We start from the raw sequence: 17,448 nt of genomic DNA, 5'->3' as shown, positions 1-17,448 counted from the left end.
CGGGGCGCGGGCGCCGCACGGGAGCTCTCTGTGTCCTGTCTCGCCGGTTCCGTACGCCCAGATGCGGACGGCCTGGCGAAAGTCTTGTGGTCGGTGCGCTGCCCGACCCAGGTGGCTCCCGAGTCCGAGGGCGGCGCTACGACATCGGTCCCTGCGCGGAACCTTCCCTACGCCGGCGCCTTCGCGGCGGCAGCTTCGGCGACCGTGGTATTTCCGGTCACTGCTGCCTCGCGGTCGGGCGCGAGCGGGTCGGTCACCGTGCCGGTCTCTTCATCGAACAGCCCCTGCGCCAGCCTGGTCACCGCTGCGGCGACCGGCGGCGCCAGGTCGGCCACGGCGCGAAGACCGGACAGGACGTCGTCGGGTCGAACGGCAGGCGTCACGTGCCGAACAACCAGCCGCAGTATCGCACAGGCCTGGTCGGTAGGCCTATCAGCCTGTGGACCGATCGTCTCAGAAGAGGCTTCGAGACTTGCTACGGCGGAGCGGGCGTCGAACGTACGCATGCCGTTCTTGGCCATGCGCTGGACCTCGACGCTCTCGGCCGCGTTGAACGCGGCCACCGCGCGCTCGGCGTCCTCGGGTGCCACCCCGTCGAGCCGCAGCTCCCACACGGAAGCCGTGAGCCGGTCGGCGAGCCCGGAGGTCCGGGCCTCGACCGCGTCGATGATGTCGAGCCCGACGGGCATCGACTCGTCGAGCAGCTCGCGCAGCTTGTCGGGGTCGCGCTCGGCGGTGAGCGCGATCTCCAGGTATTCCGCCTCACTGCCCGTGCCGGTGGGTGCGGCATTGGCGTACGACACCTTCGGATGCGGCGTGAACCCCGCCGAGTACGCCATCGGCACCTCGGCGCGGCGCAGCGCACGCTCGAAGGCGCGCTGGAAGTCTCGGTGGCTGGTGAACCGGAGGCGGCCGCGCTTGGTGTAGCGCAGTCGGATGCGCTGCACCGCGGGTGCGGGCGGCGGGCCTTCGGGCTGTCGCTTGCCCAGTGTCCTAGTCCTTCGTGAGAACGGTCGTACTTCTACCAAGAGTACGTGTCTCGTCGCCCGTAGGTTCCCGTCGCTCCACCGGCTCCGGCTGTCGCGGTTCGCCGAGGACCAGCCGCCGGAAGTCGGCACGGGCCTGCCGGGCGGAGTCGCGCGCGGCGGTCAGTACCTGCCGGGTGACCCTGCCCACACTGCGTGCGGCCCCGGCTGCGGGCCGCAGCACCAGGTCCCGTACGACGTGTCCGACCGGGGTGAGGATCGTCCGGTACACCCAGCTCACGGGCTCCACGAAGATCCACCGGAAGAGGGTCCCGAGGAACCGCCCCACGGCGAGCGAGATGTGCCCCGCGATCCGCCAGGCGTGCCCGAGGGCGTCCAGGATCTCCCGCCCGACGACGGCCAGCACGCGGCCGACCGGTGTGAGGATCCAGCGCCAGAGGGCGACCGCGGGCAGGACGAGCAGAATCCGGGCGGTCCAGTACAGGACGGTGCCGATCCCGGTGCCGACCGTCGTCGCCAGCCACAGGAGCCCCCGGCCGCACCAGGCGATCCCGTGCCCGACGGGGGTGAGGATCCACGCGTACAGCCATCCGGCGGGCAGGACGAGCAGATACCGGGCGAGCCACGCCATGACCGCCCCGCCGGCGGCCAGTGCGGCCCCCGCCCCCTTGAGGACCCACGCGCACGCGTGCCCGACGGGTGTCAGCACGCGCGCGTACAGCCAGGCCAGGGCGGCGCCGGTCCCGTGCGCGACCGGGGTCAGCACATACCGGTACAGCCAGCCGAGGGGCACGACCAGGAGTACCTTCGCGAGCCAACCGAGCGCCTTGGCGAGGGGTACGACGCCGTACCGCCACAGCGCCACCCACGGCCAGACGAACACCGCGCGCCCCAGCGGACGCAGCACGGTCCGGTACAGGAACCGCCCGCCGACCACCAGCGCGTCCCACACCAACCGCACCGGCACGACCAGCACGAGCACGACGATCCGCACCGGGACACGGATCGCGACGGCGAGACACCCCTCGGGCGGCTGCGGCGACGGCCGCACGGAGGGCGGCTTCTCGAATTTCCTGGGGGCGTCCATACCGGCCAAGACGCCTCAGCCCCCCGTCCGGATCCAGTACCGCAACTTCCCGCCCCGCTCGCCTCGAACTCCCCACCACCTGCTTGATCAAGGGTACGGGTCGGTACGGCTGACGTCGGTGTGCAGGAGGCGGGGTGAGGGGTGCACGGTGACGCGTTCAGACCATCCCGATGATCACCCCGTCCCGCACGACGACCAGTGTGCGGGACCTCAGCGATCGTCGGCAGGAGGAGCAAGCAGCGCGTCCACGATCTCCCGCAGCGGTGCGGCCAGTTGGTCGGCGGTGGCGTCCCGTAGGGGCTGCAGGCCTACGGCGGACCGTACGACGGCGACGCCGACGCCCAGTGCGACCAGGAGTTCCGCCCGCAGCAGTCGTTCGTCGTCCTCCCCCGCCGGTCCTCCGCCGGAGGCTTCCAGCACCTGGTGGGTAAACTCGTCCAGGGCCTTGCGGCGCAGGGCGTCCACGCGTTCGTCGCCGGAGTCGCGGAGCAGCATCAGCACGGGGTGTTCGCCGAACTCCGGCCAGGCACCGGCGGACAGTTGGCGGCTGAGTGCCTCGGCGAGGCCGGCCCGGTCCGAGGGGAATTCCTCGTCCCGGCCCAGGAAACGGGGAGTTGAGGCGAGAGCCGCCTTGAAGAGCCCTTCCTTCGAGTCGAAGTACCGCTTGATGAGCGCGAGGTTGACCCCGACGTCGGCGGCGACGTCCCGCAGCGTCGTGCGGTCGTACCCGAGCCGGGTGAAGCGGCTGCTCGCGGCCTCCAGGAGCGCCTGCCGGGTCGCCGCGGCGTCCCGCCGACGGGGTCCGTCACCCTCAGTCGTCACCACCGGCGACCTCCCTCTACCACCCTCGACCAGCTCAAGTAATCACTCGTTGACATGACTACAGGGCATGGTTACGTTAGGCAAGTAATCACCTGATGACTTAGCCCGCCCCCTGACCTTCACTCTCCCCCGTCCGAAAGGACAGCGGTGTCCAAGCAAGCCCTCCTCGTCATGGACGTCCAGCGCATGATCGTGGACCGTTACCCCGACCCGGCCTATCTGCCGCGCCTGCGCAAGGCGATCGACGCGGCCCGTGCGGGCGGCGTCGCCGTGATCCACGTGACCGTCGGATTCCGCCCCGGCGCCCCGGAGATCAGCCCCCGCAACAAGCTGTTCGGCAGGCTCGCGGGCTCGCCCGCGTCGGCCGCCGCCGGCCAGGCCAACGAGATCCACCCGGACGTGGCCCCCGCATCCGGCGACATCCTCGTCACCAAGCGCCGCGTCAGCGCCTTCGCCGGCAGCGACCTCGACATGGTCCTGCGGGCGAACGACATCGACCACCTGGTCCTCACCGGCATCGCCACCAGCGGCGTCGTCCTGTCCACCCTGCGCCAGGCCGCCGACCTGGACTTCACCCTCACCGTCCTGTCCGACGGCTGCCTCGACAACGACCCGGAGGTGCACCGGGTCCTCACGGAGAAGGTGTTCCCGATGCAGGCGGAGGTCACGACGGTGGCGGACTGGGTCGCCGCGCGCTGACTGCCTATATTGGTGCCGGTACTTGCTGGACCGGAGTCAACTCCGGTGCGATCCGGGGGGATTGAGCGTTCGTGCGACCACGAAGAACTCGCGGGGCCGCGGTGGTCACCGCACTCTGCGCCGTAGCCGTAGTGCTCCTCGGCGCCTGCGGGACACGGGTCGCCGGTGACACGGGCGAGGCGACGTCGACCGAGTCGATCCCCTGGACCCTGGCGCAGCCCTCCGCGGTCACGGCGGCCCAACTGGCCGACGACCGGCGCACGTTGACCCTGACCGCCCGAGTACCCGACGGCAAACACCTGTGCGTACGGGCGTTCAAAGCCGCATTCACCGAAGCCTCGCAGAAGACCGTGTGGGTCCAGGTCACCTTCTCCTCACCGTCGGGGGACAGACGCTCCGGCTGCACCGGGGAACGCAAGGCCTCGACGCGGGTCCGGCTGCCCGAACCCCTGGGCAGCCGGGAACTGGTCGTCGACAACTACACGCAATTCACCGCCGACGGCGCCAAGTTGCCCGCGCTGCGGCTGTGCGGGCGACTCGGCTGCCACCCGGCGCCCACCGGCTGCACCACCGCCTCCTACGAACAGGCGCTGATCGCGGCCGACGCCCCCGCGCACACCTATCGCGACGCGGAACACTGCGACGGCAAGTGGCTGGTCCTCGACTTCTCCTGGCGCACGGGCCCGGTCTGCGGCGACACGACCGCGACGCCGTCCGGCTGCACGTCCCGGCTGGGCGACCGCTGGTTCTTCCGTGCGGAGCCCGCCGGTTGGAAACCGATCACCACGAGCGCGGCCGGAGGCTGCGGGGCCGTCCAGCACGTGGAGCCCGCCTTCCCCACCGCGTTGTGCGGCGGGCTGGCCCCGCTCTCCTCGTCGCTGCACCCGAGTTACGCGCCTCCGTCCGCCTCGGCGAGCAGCAGTCAACTGCCCTGACCCGGACCGGACTTCAGCCCTGCGCCGTGGGCCTGACGACGATCTCGTTGACGTCGACGTCCGAGGGCTGGTTGACGGCGTAGACGATCGCCTCGCCGATCGCCGTGGCGGGGATGGCGATGCCCATCATGTCCTCGGCGACCGCGCGCATGCCCAAGTCGCTGATGCCGTCGGTCAGTTCGCTGCGGGTGAGGCCGGGGCTGACCACGGTGACGCGCAGGTCGCGGCTCTCCTGCCGCAGCCCTTCGGAGATCGCGCGGACGGCGGACTTGGTGGCGCAGTAGACGGCCGCGGTGGGGTCGACGCGGTGTCCGGCGACCGAGGCGACGTTCACGATGTGGCCCGCGCCCTGCTCGCGCATCACGGGCAGGACCGCGGCGATGCCGTGCAGCACGCCTCGGATGTTCACGTCGATCATGCGGTTCCACTCGTCGACCTTCAGGGCCTCCAGCATCGCCAGGGGCATCACGCCCGCGTTGTTGACGAGCACGTCGACACGGCCGTACGACTCCTGCGCGGCCCGGACGAAGGCCCGCACGCTCTCCAGGTCGGTCACGTCCAGCTCGTGGTGGTCGGCCGTGCCCCCGGCCGCCCGGATGTCCTTGGCGACGGCGGCGATGCGGTCGGCGCGGCGGGCGCCGAGAAACACCCGATGGCCGGCCGCGGCCAGCAGCCGGGCCGTGGCCTCGCCGATACCGCTGCTCGCGCCGGTGATCAGGACGACCTTGCCGGTACGGGAGACGGACGGGACGGTGGTGGCAGTCATGGGGACCCCTCAGCACGTTCGCGGAAAGCCGATCAGCGCGCGGCGGTGATCCACCGCACCTTCCGAGCATCGGCGGGATCCGCCCGATGAGGCAGGACGAGGCTTCCTGGGTGCACCACTCCTAGGAAGCGAGGGGGCGCCGTAGGCTGGTGGAATGGACGGTTCGGACGGTTACGCGCTCGGTGACTTCCTGCGTGCGCGGCGCTCCCGGCTGACGCCCGCGGAGGTGGGTTTTCCCAGTTCCGGGGCGCGCCGGGTGGCCGGGCTGCGGCGCGAGGAGGTCGCCGTGCTGGCCGGGGTCAGCGCCGACTACTACGCCCGGCTGGAGCAGGGCCGGGAACGCAGCCCCTCCGGCCAGGTGGTCGACGCCATCGCGCGGGCCCTGCGCCTCGACACGGACGCCCGCTGGCACGCGTACCGCCTGGCCGGCCTGGTCCCGAGGCCCGTTCCCGCCGAGCCGTCCGACGAGGTGGACCCGGCGCTGCTCCAGTTGATGCACGCGTTCCCCACGGCGGCGGCGTACGTCATCAACCGGCGCCTGGAGGTCCTCGCGTCGAACGCGCTGGCCGACGCGCTTCTCGCACCCCTGGGCGACCGCCGCAGAATGGTCCGCACGCTCTTCCTGGACCCCGCCGCCCGGGACCTCTTCGCCGACTGGCAGCACGTCGCGCGCTGCTCCGCCGAGGCGTTGCGACTGGCCACGGGACACGACCGGGACGACCGGGAGCTCAGCGCGCTGATCGCCGAACTCCTCGGCGGGAGCGCGGAGTTCGCGACGTTCTGGCAGGACCACAGCGTCCGCCGCCCCGGCCGCCAGGCCAAGACCTTCAACCACCCGGACGTGGGCCGGATCACGCTCACGTACCAGACGTTCGACGTGCAGAGCGCCCCCGGCCAGTGCCTGCTGGTCGGTACGGCCGAGCCGGGCACGGGGGACGCGGAGTCGCTGGCCCGGTTGGGGTCCCTGCACGCGGCTGAGACCTTGAAAGTGCCCCGGCCGTAAGCGAGTCAGTGCCCGGCGAGCCAGTCCGTGTAGTGGGTGGCGGTGATGCGGGCGTCGTCCGGGGCGGTGAGGACGTCACCGGGGACGACGGCGAACATGCCGGCGGTGTCGTCGGTGACCACGGAGCCCGTGCCGCCCTTGGCGGTCAGGGTGAGCCGGCCGAGTTCGTCGAGGGGGTAGACGTCCGGGCCGCCGATGTTCAGGACGCCGTTCAGGGGGCTGCCCGCGGCGACTTCGACGACGACGCGCGCGACCTCGGCGGCGGCGATCGGCTGGATCGGCGTGCGCGGCAGGCGGACGGTGTCGCCGTCGGTGGTCATGGCCAGGGTCGCGTCCATGAACTCCATGAACTGCGTGGCGCGGACGATGGAGTACGGGACCGGGCCGCTCTTGAGGATGTCCTCCTGAAGGACCTTCGCCCGGTAGTAGTCCAGACCCGGCACCTGGTCCACGCCGACGATGGACAGGATGACGAAGTGGCCGACCCCGCCCTTCTCGCTCGCGGCGAGCAGGTTGTCCATCGACGTCTGGAAGAAGGCGAGCGAGGCGTCGTCGAAGGTCGGCGAGTTCGTGAGGTTGACGACGACGTCGACGCCCGCGACGGCCGCCTCCAGCCCCTGACCGCTGATGATGTCCACGCCCGTGGACTGGGAGTGCGGCAGCGCCTGATGCCCGGCCGCGTTCAGGTTCCGCACGACCTGCGACCCGATCAGCCCCGTTCCGCCGATGACTGCGAACTTCATGACACACGCCTTCCGTAGCTGCCTGACGTCATCTCGACACCAAACCCGGACACTTTCTATCCGAGATAATACCCGGACAGCTCGTGTCCGAGTCAACGGGCGTCTGCCTAAAATGAGGGAGTGAAGATGTCCGGCGGAGTCGAGTGGGCCCTGCACTGCTGTGTCGTGCTGACCTCGACGGAGGCACCGGTACCGGCCGCGCGCCTGGCCCAGTTCCACGATGTGTCACCGACCTACCTCGCCAAGCAGTTGCAGGCCCTCTCCCGCTCCGGGCTGGTGCGATCGGTGCAGGGAAAGTCGGGCGGCTACGTCCTGACCCGCTCCCCGGAGTCGATCACTGTGCTCGACGTCGTCGAGGCGATCGACGGCCCCGACCCGGCCTTCGTGTGCACGGAGATCCGCCAACGCGGCCCGATGGCCACCCCGCCCGAGGCCTGCGCCACACCCTGCGCGATCGCCCGCACGATGGCCGCCGCCGAGTCGGCCCGCCGGGACGCCCTGCGGTCCGTCACGATCGCCGACCTGGCGGGCGACGTGGAATCGGACTCCGGGAAGGGGACGCTGGCGGGGGTCGGTGTGTGGCTGGCGTCATCCGAGGGGCACCACGGCTGACTCTCGCCGTCAGCCGGTCAGCTCCCCCACCAGTCCGCGGATCCGCCGCTCGATCTCGTCCCGGATCGGGCGCACCGCGTCGACCCCCTGGCCGGCCGGGTCGTCGAGCTGCCAGTCGAGGTACCGCTTGCCCGGAAAGACCGGGCAGGCATCGCCACACCCCATCGTGATCACGACATCCGACGCCCGCACCGCGTCGACCGTGAGCACCTTCGGCGTCTCGGCGGAGATGTCGACGCCGACTTCCCTCATCGCCTCCACCACCGCCGGGTTCACCGCGTCGGCGGGAACGGAACCGGCGGAGCGGACCTCGACCCGGTCCCCGGCGAGGTGGGCGAGGAACGCCGCCGCCATCTGGGAGCGGCCCGCGTTGTGGACGCAGACGAACAGGACGGACGGCACGGGAGGTGCGGACGGCACCGGCGATTCGGACGGTACGGACGGGCGGTCGGCGGGAGCAGTCATGGCGATGTCTTCCGGAGAGGAGCGGGAGGTGAGGCGGAGGCGGGTGCGGAAATGGGCGCGGACGCGGGCACGGAAGCGGATCCGGGGCGCCCGAAGACCGCCGCCGCCAAGCCCAACCCGAGGACCCCGCCGACCAGTTGAGCGGCGACGAACGGGGCGACCGAGGACGGCGCTATCCCGGCGAACGTGTCCGTGAACGCCCGCCCGACGGTCACCGCCGGGTTGGCGAAGGACGTAGAGGAGGTGAACCAGTACGCGGCCCCGATATAGGAAGCCACCGCCACCGGTGCCAGGCGCGCGTGTCCCACCCGGCCCAGGCCGAGGACCAGCGCCACCAGTCCGGCCGTCGCGACGACTTCGCCCAGCCACAGGTGGCCGGCGGAGCGGTCGCGTGTGGACCATGCGACCAGCGGTTCGGCGAACATCGCGTCGGCGAGGACCGCGCCGGCGACCGCTCCGACGATCTGCGCGGGGACGTACGCCGCCACGTCCCGCCCGCTCGGCCCGTCGCCGTCGGCCCGTCCGGTGATCCAGGCCGCGAGGGTGACGACAGGATTGAGATGCGCGCCGGAGACCGGCCCGAGGAGCGCGATCAGCACCCCGAGCCCGAAGACGGTGGCGAGCGAGTTGGCCAGCAGTTGCACGCCCACGTCGTGCGACAGCTCGGACGCCTGGATGCCGGAACCGACCACCACCGTCACGAGTGCGGCCGTACCGACACCTTCCGCCAGCGCGCGCCGCGCCAGTGAGGCGCTCACGCCGGCGCGGCGGCGGGCTCGGCGGCGGTCAGGAAGGCGGCCAACCGGTCCAGGACTCCGGGCAGCACCCAGTAGTAGACCCAGGTGCCGCGGCGCTCGCAGTCGATGAGTCCCGCCTGCCGCAGCAGTTTGAGGTGGTGCGAGATCGTCGGCTGGGACAGCTCGAAGGCGGGCGTCAGCTCGCACACGCACACCTCGCCGCCCCGGCCGCGGGCGGCGATCATCGACAGCAGCCGCAGCCGGACCGGGTCCCCCAGCGCCTTGAAGATCCTCGCCAGGTCGGCCGCCCGGTCCTCGTCCAGCGGAGCCGACGCAAGCCCCTGGCAGCAGCCGTCGTCGGCGTCCCGGCCGAGGACCTTCAGCTCTTGTTTCGACATGCGTCTATATTGACATCCCTCGATCCAGGGCGCAAGGTTGAATCGACGAACGTCAATACAAGCCGTTCAGGAGTGACCCATGTCAGCCATCCCAGCCGTACCAGCCATGCCCGAGCAGTCCACCGACCTGCGCGAGACCGTCCGTCGGCGCTACGCCGCCGCGGCCGTCCAGGTCACCGAGGGCGGCGCCGCCTGCTGCGGCCCGCAGGCCGTGGAGGTGGACGAGAACTTCGGTTCCACCCTCTACACCGCCGACGAACGCGGCACCCTGCCCGCCGAGGCCGTCGCCGCCTCCCTCGGCTGCGGCAACCCCACCGCCGTCGCCGACCTCCACGAAGGCGAGCGCGTCCTCGACCTGGGCTCGGGCGGCGGCATCGACGTCCTGCTCTCCGCCCGCAGGGTCGGCCCCACCGGCAAGGCCTACGGCCTCGACATGACCGACGAGATGCTCCAACTCGCCCTGGCCAACGCCGAGAAGGCCCAGGTGGCCAACGTCGAGTTCCTCAAGGGCACCATCGAGGCGATCCCGCTGCCCGGCGGCACCATCGACGTCGTGATCTCCAACTGCGTCATCAACCTGTCCACCGACAAGCCCGCCGTCTTCGCCGAGACCTTCCGCGTACTCAGGCCCGGCGGGCGCCTCGGCATCTCCGACGTCGTCGCCGACGACACCCTGACCCCGGCACAGCGCGCCGAACGCGGGGACTACGTCGGCTGCATCGCCGGTGCCCTGTCCTTCACGGAGTACCGGGAAGGTCTCGAAGCAGCCGGGTTCACAGGCGTCGAGATCACTCCCACGCACCCCGTCGCCGACGGCATGCACTCCGCCGTCGTACGCGCGTCGAAGCCCCTGCCCGTCGAGGGCACCGCACCGACGGCCACGTCGGCCGACCCGTGCTGCGGCGTGGACGCGTGCTGCACCGACGCCGAGACGTCCGCGGATCCGGCGCTCACCGTCACCGAGTCGAAGTCGGCGGCCGGCTGCGCCTGCCAGGGCTGACCGGACGGCCCGTCGCCGCCTACTTCTTCCTGCCCCTGGCCGCCTTGCCCGCCCGGGAGGCCTTCGGCCTGCGTGCGGGGTTCGCCGGCCGGGGGACCGCGGTGACGTGCGGGACGGCGAACTCCCGGTTGGTCATGGTCTGCCGGCGGATGGAGGCGGGCAGGTCCGGCAGGGCCAGCAACCTGTCGCACGCCTCGACGGAGGCCGCGAACTCGCCCACCCAGTAGGCGGTGATCGAGAACTCGAAGAGAAGCCCCCATCGGTACACCCAGGGTTTGGTGAAGAGCAGATCGTCCGGTTCGGGACTGCCGACGACGTCACCGAGAAGGGCGTGCGCGGTGCGGTAGCGGCCCGCGACCCGTAGGCGGGACACCAACTCGTAGCAGGCCTCCAGCCGTTGGGGACGCCCGTCCCACGCTCGGGAGAACGCGTCCATCGCCCCCGGCCAGTCGTCGGTCTGCTCCGCCCGCAGGATTCCGGCCTCCAGGAGCGAGCAGTAGACCTCCTCGCCCCAACCGCCCATCCTGGCCCGCTGCTCGTAGAGAGCGACGGCCTCCTCCGCGTGCCCCAGGTCGCGTTCGGTGTTGGCCAGGTAGAAGACCGTGCGCGGATTGTCCGGGTCCCGCTCGAACTCGCGCCTCAGCAGCCGCGCGTCGCGCTCGAACTTGTCGCTGCGGCACCCGCCGTCGGCCTGGTCCTCGATGACGAGCGCGTCCAGGTTCTCCTGGACGTCGGGTCCGTCGGTGCACGGGTACTCGTGCGTGACGCCCTCGTAACGCCACAGCCGGTCGCCCCGCATCAGGTGCTTGAACCGGTGCTGGGTGCCGGGTGCGTCGTAGCGCAGCATGTACGAGCCCGCCGTCAGCCGGGGCAACGGGGCGTCCTGGCGCAGGACGTGGTCCGCGTCGAGCGTGAGCAGGTAGTCGGCCATTCCGTGGGCGTGCTGGATGTTCCGGGTCCGGTTGTGCCCGAAGTCGACCCAGGGTTCCTCGTGGAGTTCACCCGGAACACCGTCCAGCACCTTGCGGATCAGGTCCTGCGTGCCGTCCGTCGAGCCGGTGTCGGAGATCACCCAGTAGTCGACGAGCGGGCGGACGGCCTCCAGACAGCGCTCGATCACGAGCGACTCGTTCTTGACGATCATGCACAGGCAGAGGGTCTGCTGCTTCACGGCCTCACCCGTCCCGGACTGCTCACGTCCCGTCGGAAACACGCGGGCCACAGTGGCACGCGCCCGCTCCGCGACCGTCCATCCACGCGGAAGGCCGGGCCCGAGAGCCCTCGAACAGCGGCGACTGAGGCCGGACGGGTGATCACAGGTAAAAAAACGCCCACCAGACACGCCGATTAGTCCGATACGACGACAAACGGGCGCGTTGCGTACCGCTACGCCGGTCACCGAGCCCTCTCAGGCCAAGCTCGCACTCGCCATCGCACCCGCACTCGGATTCGGGACATCTCCCGGACCGGCCTCTCAAGGAGCACGCACATGAGTCCTGAGTCCCATACGTCCTCGCTCTTCGGGCCGCTGGCCCGCGACAGGTTCAGGAAGGCGGGCATGGTGGCCTCGCTCGCCCTGGTCCTGGCGTCCGGCGTGGCGAACCCGGCCGCCGCGGCGGCGCGCACCGTGACCGATCAGGCCAAGGCAGCCGCAGGCCACGGCGGCGACCACTGCAAGCCGCCCCATCACAAGTCCCGGGCGACCGAAGGCGGCGGCAAGGGCGACTGCAAGGGACCGACGGGCCCGACAGGTCCGACCGGCCCCAAGGGACCCAAGGGTGACAAGGGAGCCACCGGTCCGACCGGCCCCAAGGGACCGACGGGAGCCACGGGCGCGACCGGCGCACAGGGCCAGCCCGGCCAACCGGGAGCCACCGGTCCGACCGGGCCCACCGGGCCGCAGGGCGACCAGGGCCCGACGGGTCCCACCGGCGCCACCGGAGCACAGGGCGCGACCGGCCCGACGGGTCCCACGGGAGCCACTGGCGCCACCGGGCCGTGCGCCGACATCGACGGGTTCCAGGACCAGGAGGTGTACGAGGTCCGCGCAGCGCTGAGCGGAACCATCACCTACGCGGGCATCCGTGACGTCCGCCCCGCCAAGGACCACACCATGAGGTGGACCGACCTCAGCACCCTGACGGGCTATCCGAACGGCGGCACCAACGGCTTCGTCTGCGGTGTGTCCGTCAACGAGCACAGCCAGGGCAACCAGGACCTGGCAGGCATCAAGTACGACGTCATCACCACCACGGGTCTGGTCTTCGAGACCATCTGCGTCGAGAGCCACACGGCGAGCACCGCGGCCGCCCTGACCTGCCCCGGCCCGTGGACCGCGCTGAACTCCCCCGAACCGGGCAACAGCAACAACTGACCGTCCGGCACCCATCCGGCCCGGTCACCTCCGACGACGTGACCGGGCCGGGGGCGGACAGCGCCCGGTTCCGGGCATCCCGCCGACTCGTCGGCCGTCGACCGATGAGTTCCGGAGCCCGGCGAGGTCTGCCTCCGTACAAGGGACAGCCACGCACGAGCTCTGTGAGGGAACCATGACCGCAGACGCCCTACCCCCCGTCGTCGACACCGCGACGTGGGAGCACCGACTCGACACACTCCGCGCCCGGGAGAAAGCCGCGACACGGGAGCTCGACGCCATCGCCGCCGAGCGTCGCCGCCTGCCGATGGTCGAGATGCCGGAGTACACCCTCGACGGCGAGGACGGCCCCGTCCGTCTGGCGGAAGTCTTCGACGGCAAGCGGCAGTTGATCGTCTACAACCACATGTGGTTCGCCGGCAAGGAATGGCAGTGCCCGGGCTGCACGGGCTTCACCTCGCAGTACACCCGCCTGGAGTTCCTGGACAACTACGACGCGCGATTCGTCGTCGTCACCCAGGGCCCGATCGACGAGGCGCTCGCCTACAAGCAGCGGGTGGGCAACCGGATGCCGTGGTACTCGACCGCGAACAGCTCGTTCGGCGCCGACGTCGGCGCACCGCCCGACGGAGGATTCGCGGTCAACGTGTTCCTGCGCGACGGCGACACCGTCTACCGCACCTGGCACACCAACGGCCGCGGCACCGAGCAGCTCAGCCACAGCTTCGCGCTGATCGACGTGCTGCCGTACGGACGCCAGGAGGAGTGGCAGGACTCACCCGACGCCTGGCCCCAGTCGCCCACCTACAGCCGATGGGCGACGTCCAAGGACATCGCGGCGCTCTACGGCCCGGGCTCCGACGGCTGATCGGCGACCACCGCTACTCGACGTCGATCCCGAAGTCCCGGACCAGTTGCTCCAGACCCCCGGTATAGCCCTTGCCGCCGAGCACGAAGTCCCAGTCGCCGCTTCCCCTGCGCCGGAAGGAACCGAGTACCAGGGCGGTCTCCCGGGGACGCCCGTCCGAGACCTCAAGACGGCCGAGTTCCGTCATCGCGGGGTCGAGCAGCCGGATGCAGGCGTTCGTGAACCCGGAGAGATCGGCCTCCGGATTGGCCTCGGGGTCGACGGCGGCCACGAGAACGAACCGGTCCGCGCCCGGCGGCAACGCGTCGAAGGAGACGCGGATCGCCGCTCTGTCCGGAGGCGTGGCCGACAGCACGCTCACCGAACCGTCCGGGGACCGGGGGTTGTTGAAGAACACGAAGTGGTCGTCGCTGAGGACCCTGTTGCCGGAACACACGAGCGCGCACACATCCAGCGCGACGGTCCCGGACCAGGACATGCCCAACACGTTGTAGTCGTCGGACGGGGTGGCGGCGCTGGGCACCGACGGCCGTACCGGCACCGGGCGACCGCCCTCCCCCAGGCGTCCCCTCAGCCCGTGCCGATGCAGCAGGTCGATGAGTTCAGCGCCCGAGATGAGCTCCAGCGGCTTGCCATTGGCGAAGGTGTGCGAGCCGGGGCCGAACCCCGCGGTCGTCACCAGGACACCCTTGTTCGCGCCGGCGTCCTGAACAGTGCCGTACAGGTCGCGTACGGCCGTGGGCGGCACCGTGTTGCGGTAGCGCTTCACCTGGACGACGATCTTGCCGCCGCGGATCGGGGTGGGGTCCACGGCATCGACGTCCACGCCACCGTCGTTCGAGCGCTGGGTCGTCACGGCCTGCATCCCCATGGCCCGGAAGAGCTCGGCGACCAGCGACTCGAAGGCGATCGGATCCATCTCGTACAGGTCCGGTTCCTCGTCGCCGCCATGGGTGACGACACGGTTCCCGACGTCCTGCGGCTTACGACCGGGCCGTACGGGGCCGAGTTGGTCGGGCCGGGAGGAAAGCTGCCCGCGCAGCCCGTCGGTCAGGCAACTGACCGCGTCCACCTGTTCCAGGTGCAGTCCGGAGAACAGGGACCGCGGTGCCATGAGGGTCGCCAGGAAGATGTGCGCCTCCCGGCCCGTCGCCGGATCGTGGTCGTCCACGAACCCGTTCAACGCCACCGATTCCAGCGCACCGAACTCGTCCGCCGCGAAGAGCTCGTGCAGCACCAGCAGCATGCACTGCGCGAGCACCTCCCGGTACAACGCCCGCCGCTGGCCCACCGGACGAGGGGTCTCCTTGTCCTGGTCGAGGGTGGGCATGTACCGCACCGTCTTCGTCTCGGGCACGACGTCGTACGACGGCAGCTGCCAGTCGAGCACCAGTTGCCCGGCCGCCGCGTCGTACGCCGCCGTGACCTGCCGGGGAAACCCCTCCGGCCATGCCGTCGACGAGTAGAGAGCGGCCGAGAAGTACTCGACTACGGAGTCGGGGGCTCTGCCCCGGACCCCTTCGGTCACCTCGGCCATACCGGCGTTGTGCCGGCGCACCTCCGCCAGCTGCCCCTCCACCCACTGCGTGTGCTCGCGCCGGTTGGCCGCCAACTGCTGCTGCCGCTGCGCCTCCGCGGCCTGCGCCGCATGCCAGTCCCGTTCGAAACGCGCCCGCGCTTCGGCCTCCGCCTGCGCGCGACGGCTCGCGGTCCACCCGCCCTGGGCCCGGTACTGGTTCGGATCCGGCATCGGAACGGGAGCGGCCAACGGCCCCGGCGAGAAGGGCTGGACCTCCGCGGAGCGCAGCAGCGAGGCCGCTCGGAAAGCCGGCGCCCGGCAGCCGACGGCGAGCAACCCCTGCAGAGAGGCGACCTGTATTTCCAGTTCCTCGGTACGCCGTCGGGCCTCGGCCTGCCGGAACTCCTTGTGGCTCTGCGCGACCTGCCGCTGGTAGGCGTTCGCCTGCCGCGTCTGCTCCCGCTGCCGTCTCGCCTCGGCTTCGAGCTGACGCTGCTGCTGACGTTGCATCTCGGCCCAGACGCCGACAAAACCACTAGAGCGACGACTCATGTACGGCAAGCCCTCCCCAGGACGTCGGCAGCGCCGACAGAGCTCCGGTTGCCCCCGCAACCAGGTGTGACGAGACGATCCTCAGTGCACATGCCCACCGGAAGCACCGGCGGACGCCGCGTTCTTCACGGTCAACGGCAGCAGGGTCTTGCCCGTGGGGCCGATCTGGATGGACGTGTCCATCTGCGGCTATTCACCAACGGACCCAAAACCGCTACCGTCGAGGTCATGGCGAAGCGAACTAGGGCGCGTACGGCAACTGACCGCCGTCAGTACGCAGTTGAGGACGAGTGGACCAAGGCCGACTTAGCAGTCCTGAAGGAGTTACGGAGGGCAGATGCCCTCTTGCCCGACGATGCTCCACGGGCTCTGTTGTCCGTGCGACTGTCGGTCCTGACCGACGACACAACGTCACCGGCCCGGCAAGAGCTTGATCTACGCAAACTGGCTTTGGACCGTGGCTCCCGAGTCGTCGGTGTAGCAAGCGACCTCAACGTGTCGGCAACGAAGGTCCCTCCGTGGAAGCGCAAGCAGCTCGGAGACTGGCTCAACAACAGAGCGCCCGAGTTCGACGAGGTTCTCTTCTGGAAGCTGGACCGCTTCGTACGCCGCCTCTCGGACCTCAGCACCATGATCGACTGGTGCCTGAAGTACGGGAAGAACCTCGTCTCCAAGAACGACTCCATCGACCTGACCACGACGGCCGGGAAGATCATGGTCACGATCGTCGGTGGCATCGCTGAGATCGAGGCCGCCAACACGAGCACGCGCGTCGCGAGCCTCTGGGAGTACACGAAGACGCAGAGCGAGTGGCTTGTGGGCAAGCCGGCGTACGGCTACGAGACAGCGGTGGATGAGGACGGGAACGTCGTTCTCGCCCACAACCAGAACGCGTACAAGGCTCTGCACTGGTGCCGTATGGCCGCCATGCGGAAGCGAGAGGCTTCCGCCCGCCGCATGGTCAAAGTGCTTGTGCGATCCGGGCTCTGCGGACCAGGACTCACAGCCTCGACACTACTTCGCAGGCTGCGGAACCCCGCGCTCATGGGCTACCGGGTGGAAGAGGACAAAGACGGCGGCGTACGTCGCTCGAAACTCATCCTGGGCAAGGACGGCAAGCCCATCCGAGTGGCAGAGCCCGTCTTCACAGAAGACGAGTTCTCCAGTCTCCAAGAGGTGCTGGACCGCCGAGGCAAGAACCAGCCCGCCCGCCAGATCGGCGGCGCGACGCAGTTCCTTGGAGTGCTCACCTGCCACGACTGCGGCACCAACACAACGGTGCAGAAGACGACGACCAAGGGTAGGGCGTACACCTACCTCCGCTGCTCCGGGTGCAAGGCGGGAGGCCTGGGGGCGCCAAATCCCCTTGAGATCTATGCCCAGTTGGTCGAGGACGTCCTGAAGGTTCTCGGAGACGAACCGGTGATGGTGCGTGAGTACCGCCAGGGGGCCGAGGCGCGGAAGGAACAGAAGCGCCTCGAAGAGTCCGTCAGCTACTACATGACCGGCCTTGAACCCGGAGGCCGCTTCACGAAGACACGCTTCACGAAGGAGCAGGCCGAGACGACGTTGGACGGTCTCATCAAGCAGTTGGAGGCCATGGACCCCGACGCCACGGTGGACCGGTGGGTTGCTGTGCACAACGGCAAGACGTTCAGGGCTCGTTGGGAAGACGGCGGCATGGAGGCCATGTCAGCGGACCTGCTCCGAGTCGGCGTGAAGTGCAAGATCACGCGAACCAAGGTCAAGGGTGTCCGCGCCCCGCACATCCACATGAAGCTCATGATCCCCAAGGACGTGCGAGATCGCTTGATCATCAAGGAAGACGACTTCGCGAAAGCCTTCTGACGTCCCTGACAGACGCAGCCCCCAATGTTGGGGG

Annotated in this window: 18 protein-coding genes; 8 read left to right on the top strand and 10 right to left on the bottom strand. The window is 70.1% G+C overall.

Features of this window, described 5'->3' with window-relative positions; all coding sequences use genetic code 11:
- Window positions 1–167 precede the first annotated feature (167 nt).
- From AB0I69_RS21610 to AB0I69_RS21600, 3 genes are all read right to left on the bottom strand, one after another.
- Window positions 168–947 (bottom strand): TIGR03936 family radical SAM-associated protein, encoded by a 780-nt coding sequence (locus AB0I69_RS21610; protein WP_363097254.1) that lies wholly within the window; start codon window positions 945–947, stop codon window positions 168–170.
- Between the two features lie 46 nt (window positions 948–993).
- Complete coding sequence (locus tag AB0I69_RS21605; RefSeq protein ID WP_363097253.1) at window positions 994–2,073, bottom strand: hypothetical protein; 1,080 nt, start codon at window positions 2,071–2,073, stop codon at window positions 994–996.
- A 210-nt stretch (window positions 2,074–2,283) separates the two neighbouring features.
- Window positions 2,284–2,898, bottom strand: a complete 615-nt coding sequence (locus AB0I69_RS21600) for a TetR family transcriptional regulator (RefSeq protein WP_363097252.1) — start codon at window positions 2,896–2,898, stop codon at window positions 2,284–2,286.
- Between the two features lie 144 nt (window positions 2,899–3,042).
- Between AB0I69_RS21600 and AB0I69_RS21595 the strand changes: the two genes are divergently transcribed.
- Together AB0I69_RS21595 and AB0I69_RS21590 are read left to right on the top strand one after the other, a co-directional pair.
- The gene (locus tag AB0I69_RS21595) at window positions 3,043–3,594 is read left to right on the top strand and encodes an isochorismatase family cysteine hydrolase (RefSeq protein ID WP_363097251.1); all 552 of its coding nucleotides are present in this window, start codon (window positions 3,043–3,045) and stop codon (window positions 3,592–3,594) included.
- Window positions 3,595–3,695: 101 nt separating this feature from the next.
- On the top strand, window positions 3,696–4,529 hold the full coding sequence (locus AB0I69_RS21590) for a hypothetical protein (RefSeq protein ID WP_363097250.1): 834 nt from the start codon (window positions 3,696–3,698) through the stop codon (window positions 4,527–4,529).
- A 13-nt stretch (window positions 4,530–4,542) separates the two neighbouring features.
- On the opposite strand, the gene AB0I69_RS21585 is transcribed toward AB0I69_RS21590, so the two are convergent.
- Window positions 4,543–5,295: an SDR family oxidoreductase gene (locus AB0I69_RS21585; protein ID WP_363097249.1), complete on the bottom strand. Its 753-nt coding sequence runs from the start codon at window positions 5,293–5,295 to the stop codon at window positions 4,543–4,545.
- Window positions 5,296–5,449: 154 nt separating this feature from the next.
- Between AB0I69_RS21585 and AB0I69_RS21580 the strand changes: the two genes are divergently transcribed.
- Entirely contained in the window at window positions 5,450–6,298 is an 849-nt protein-coding gene (locus AB0I69_RS21580; protein ID WP_363097248.1) for a helix-turn-helix transcriptional regulator, read from the top strand.
- Window positions 6,299–6,303: 5 nt separating this feature from the next.
- Here AB0I69_RS21580 and AB0I69_RS21575 read toward each other — a convergent pair whose 3' ends face one another.
- Window positions 6,304–7,041, bottom strand: coding sequence for an NAD(P)H-binding protein (locus AB0I69_RS21575; protein ID WP_363097247.1), 738 nt, complete (start codon window positions 7,039–7,041; stop codon window positions 6,304–6,306).
- A 126-nt stretch (window positions 7,042–7,167) separates the two neighbouring features.
- On the opposite strand from AB0I69_RS21575, the gene AB0I69_RS21570 reads away from it, so the two are divergent.
- The gene (locus tag AB0I69_RS21570; protein ID WP_363097246.1) at window positions 7,168–7,653 is read left to right on the top strand and encodes an Rrf2 family transcriptional regulator; all 486 of its coding nucleotides are present in this window, start codon (window positions 7,168–7,170) and stop codon (window positions 7,651–7,653) included.
- 9 nt (window positions 7,654–7,662) lie between these two features.
- Here AB0I69_RS21570 and AB0I69_RS21565 read toward each other — a convergent pair whose 3' ends face one another.
- The 3 genes from AB0I69_RS21565 to AB0I69_RS21555 are packed head-to-tail and all read right to left on the bottom strand — an operon-like array spanning window position 7,663 to window position 9,253.
- The gene (locus AB0I69_RS21565) at window positions 7,663–8,118 is read right to left on the bottom strand and encodes an arsenate reductase ArsC (RefSeq protein ID WP_363097245.1); all 456 of its coding nucleotides are present in this window, start codon (window positions 8,116–8,118) and stop codon (window positions 7,663–7,665) included.
- Window positions 8,115–8,876 (bottom strand): MIP/aquaporin family protein, encoded by a 762-nt coding sequence (locus tag AB0I69_RS21560; RefSeq protein WP_363097244.1) that lies wholly within the window; start codon window positions 8,874–8,876, stop codon window positions 8,115–8,117. Before AB0I69_RS21560 ends, AB0I69_RS21565 begins: the two co-directional genes overlap by 4 nt.
- Window positions 8,873–9,253: a metalloregulator ArsR/SmtB family transcription factor gene (locus AB0I69_RS21555; RefSeq protein WP_363097243.1), complete on the bottom strand. Its 381-nt coding sequence runs from the start codon at window positions 9,251–9,253 to the stop codon at window positions 8,873–8,875. Before AB0I69_RS21555 ends, AB0I69_RS21560 begins: the two co-directional genes overlap by 4 nt.
- A 106-nt stretch (window positions 9,254–9,359) precedes the next feature.
- On the opposite strand from AB0I69_RS21555, the gene arsM reads away from it, so the two are divergent.
- The gene (gene arsM, locus AB0I69_RS21550) at window positions 9,360–10,253 is read left to right on the top strand and encodes an arsenite methyltransferase (protein ID WP_363097505.1); all 894 of its coding nucleotides are present in this window, start codon (window positions 9,360–9,362) and stop codon (window positions 10,251–10,253) included.
- Window positions 10,254–10,272: 19 nt separating this feature from the next.
- Here arsM and AB0I69_RS21545 read toward each other — a convergent pair whose 3' ends face one another.
- Window positions 10,273–11,424 (bottom strand): glycosyltransferase, encoded by a 1,152-nt coding sequence (locus tag AB0I69_RS21545; protein ID WP_363097242.1) that lies wholly within the window; start codon window positions 11,422–11,424, stop codon window positions 10,273–10,275.
- A gap of 318 nt (window positions 11,425–11,742) precedes the next feature.
- On the opposite strand from AB0I69_RS21545, the gene AB0I69_RS21540 reads away from it, so the two are divergent.
- Window positions 11,743–12,627, top strand: a complete 885-nt coding sequence (locus AB0I69_RS21540; RefSeq protein ID WP_363097241.1) for a hypothetical protein — start codon at window positions 11,743–11,745, stop codon at window positions 12,625–12,627.
- A gap of 175 nt (window positions 12,628–12,802) precedes the next feature.
- Complete coding sequence (locus tag AB0I69_RS21535) at window positions 12,803–13,495, top strand: DUF899 family protein (RefSeq protein WP_363097240.1); 693 nt, start codon at window positions 12,803–12,805, stop codon at window positions 13,493–13,495.
- Between the two features lie 13 nt (window positions 13,496–13,508).
- On the opposite strand, the gene AB0I69_RS21530 is transcribed toward AB0I69_RS21535, so the two are convergent.
- On the bottom strand, window positions 13,509–15,566 hold the full coding sequence (locus AB0I69_RS21530) for a restriction endonuclease (protein WP_363097239.1): 2,058 nt from the start codon (window positions 15,564–15,566) through the stop codon (window positions 13,509–13,511).
- A gap of 228 nt (window positions 15,567–15,794) precedes the next feature.
- Here AB0I69_RS21530 and AB0I69_RS21525 point away from each other — a divergent pair, with 228 nt between their 5' ends.
- The gene (locus AB0I69_RS21525; protein ID WP_363097238.1) at window positions 15,795–17,414 is read left to right on the top strand and encodes a recombinase family protein; all 1,620 of its coding nucleotides are present in this window, start codon (window positions 15,795–15,797) and stop codon (window positions 17,412–17,414) included.
- Window positions 17,415–17,448 lie beyond the last annotated feature (34 nt).

Origin of the sequence: Streptomyces sp. NPDC050508 (assembly GCF_040655155.1) — a bacterium.
In the GTDB taxonomy this organism is placed as follows: Bacteria; Actinomycetota; Actinomycetes; order Streptomycetales; family Streptomycetaceae; genus Streptomyces.
The sequence above is the reverse complement of the archived record's forward strand: the minus strand, read 5'-3'. Positions and strand labels throughout refer to the sequence as shown.

What these genes read in the sequence shown, in the direction of transcription:
- AB0I69_RS21605 (WP_363097253.1), bottom strand. Translation starts at nt 2,073, where the DNA reads ATGGACGCCCCCAGGAAATTCGAGAAGCCGCCCTCCGTGCGGCCGTCG.
- AB0I69_RS21585 (WP_363097249.1), bottom strand. Translation starts at nt 5,295, where the DNA reads ATGACTGCCACCACCGTCCCGTCCGTCTCCCGTACCGGCAAGGTCGTC.
- AB0I69_RS21580 (WP_363097248.1), top strand. Translation starts at nt 5,450, where the DNA reads ATGGACGGTTCGGACGGTTACGCGCTCGGTGACTTCCTGCGTGCGCGG.
- AB0I69_RS21575 (WP_363097247.1), bottom strand. Translation starts at nt 7,041, where the DNA reads ATGAAGTTCGCAGTCATCGGCGGAACGGGGCTGATCGGGTCGCAGGTC.
- AB0I69_RS21570 (WP_363097246.1), top strand. Translation starts at nt 7,168, where the DNA reads ATGTCCGGCGGAGTCGAGTGGGCCCTGCACTGCTGTGTCGTGCTGACC.
- AB0I69_RS21565 (WP_363097245.1), bottom strand. Translation starts at nt 8,118, where the DNA reads ATGACTGCTCCCGCCGACCGCCCGTCCGTACCGTCCGAATCGCCGGTG.
- AB0I69_RS21555 (WP_363097243.1), bottom strand. Translation starts at nt 9,253, where the DNA reads ATGTCGAAACAAGAGCTGAAGGTCCTCGGCCGGGACGCCGACGACGGC.
- arsM (WP_363097505.1), top strand. Translation starts at nt 9,360, where the DNA reads ATGCCCGAGCAGTCCACCGACCTGCGCGAGACCGTCCGTCGGCGCTAC.
- AB0I69_RS21540 (WP_363097241.1), top strand. Translation starts at nt 11,743, where the DNA reads ATGAGTCCTGAGTCCCATACGTCCTCGCTCTTCGGGCCGCTGGCCCGC.
- AB0I69_RS21535 (WP_363097240.1), top strand. Translation starts at nt 12,803, where the DNA reads ATGACCGCAGACGCCCTACCCCCCGTCGTCGACACCGCGACGTGGGAG.
- AB0I69_RS21530 (WP_363097239.1), bottom strand. Translation starts at nt 15,566, where the DNA reads ATGAGTCGTCGCTCTAGTGGTTTTGTCGGCGTCTGGGCCGAGATGCAA.
- AB0I69_RS21525 (WP_363097238.1), top strand. Translation starts at nt 15,795, where the DNA reads ATGGCGAAGCGAACTAGGGCGCGTACGGCAACTGACCGCCGTCAGTAC.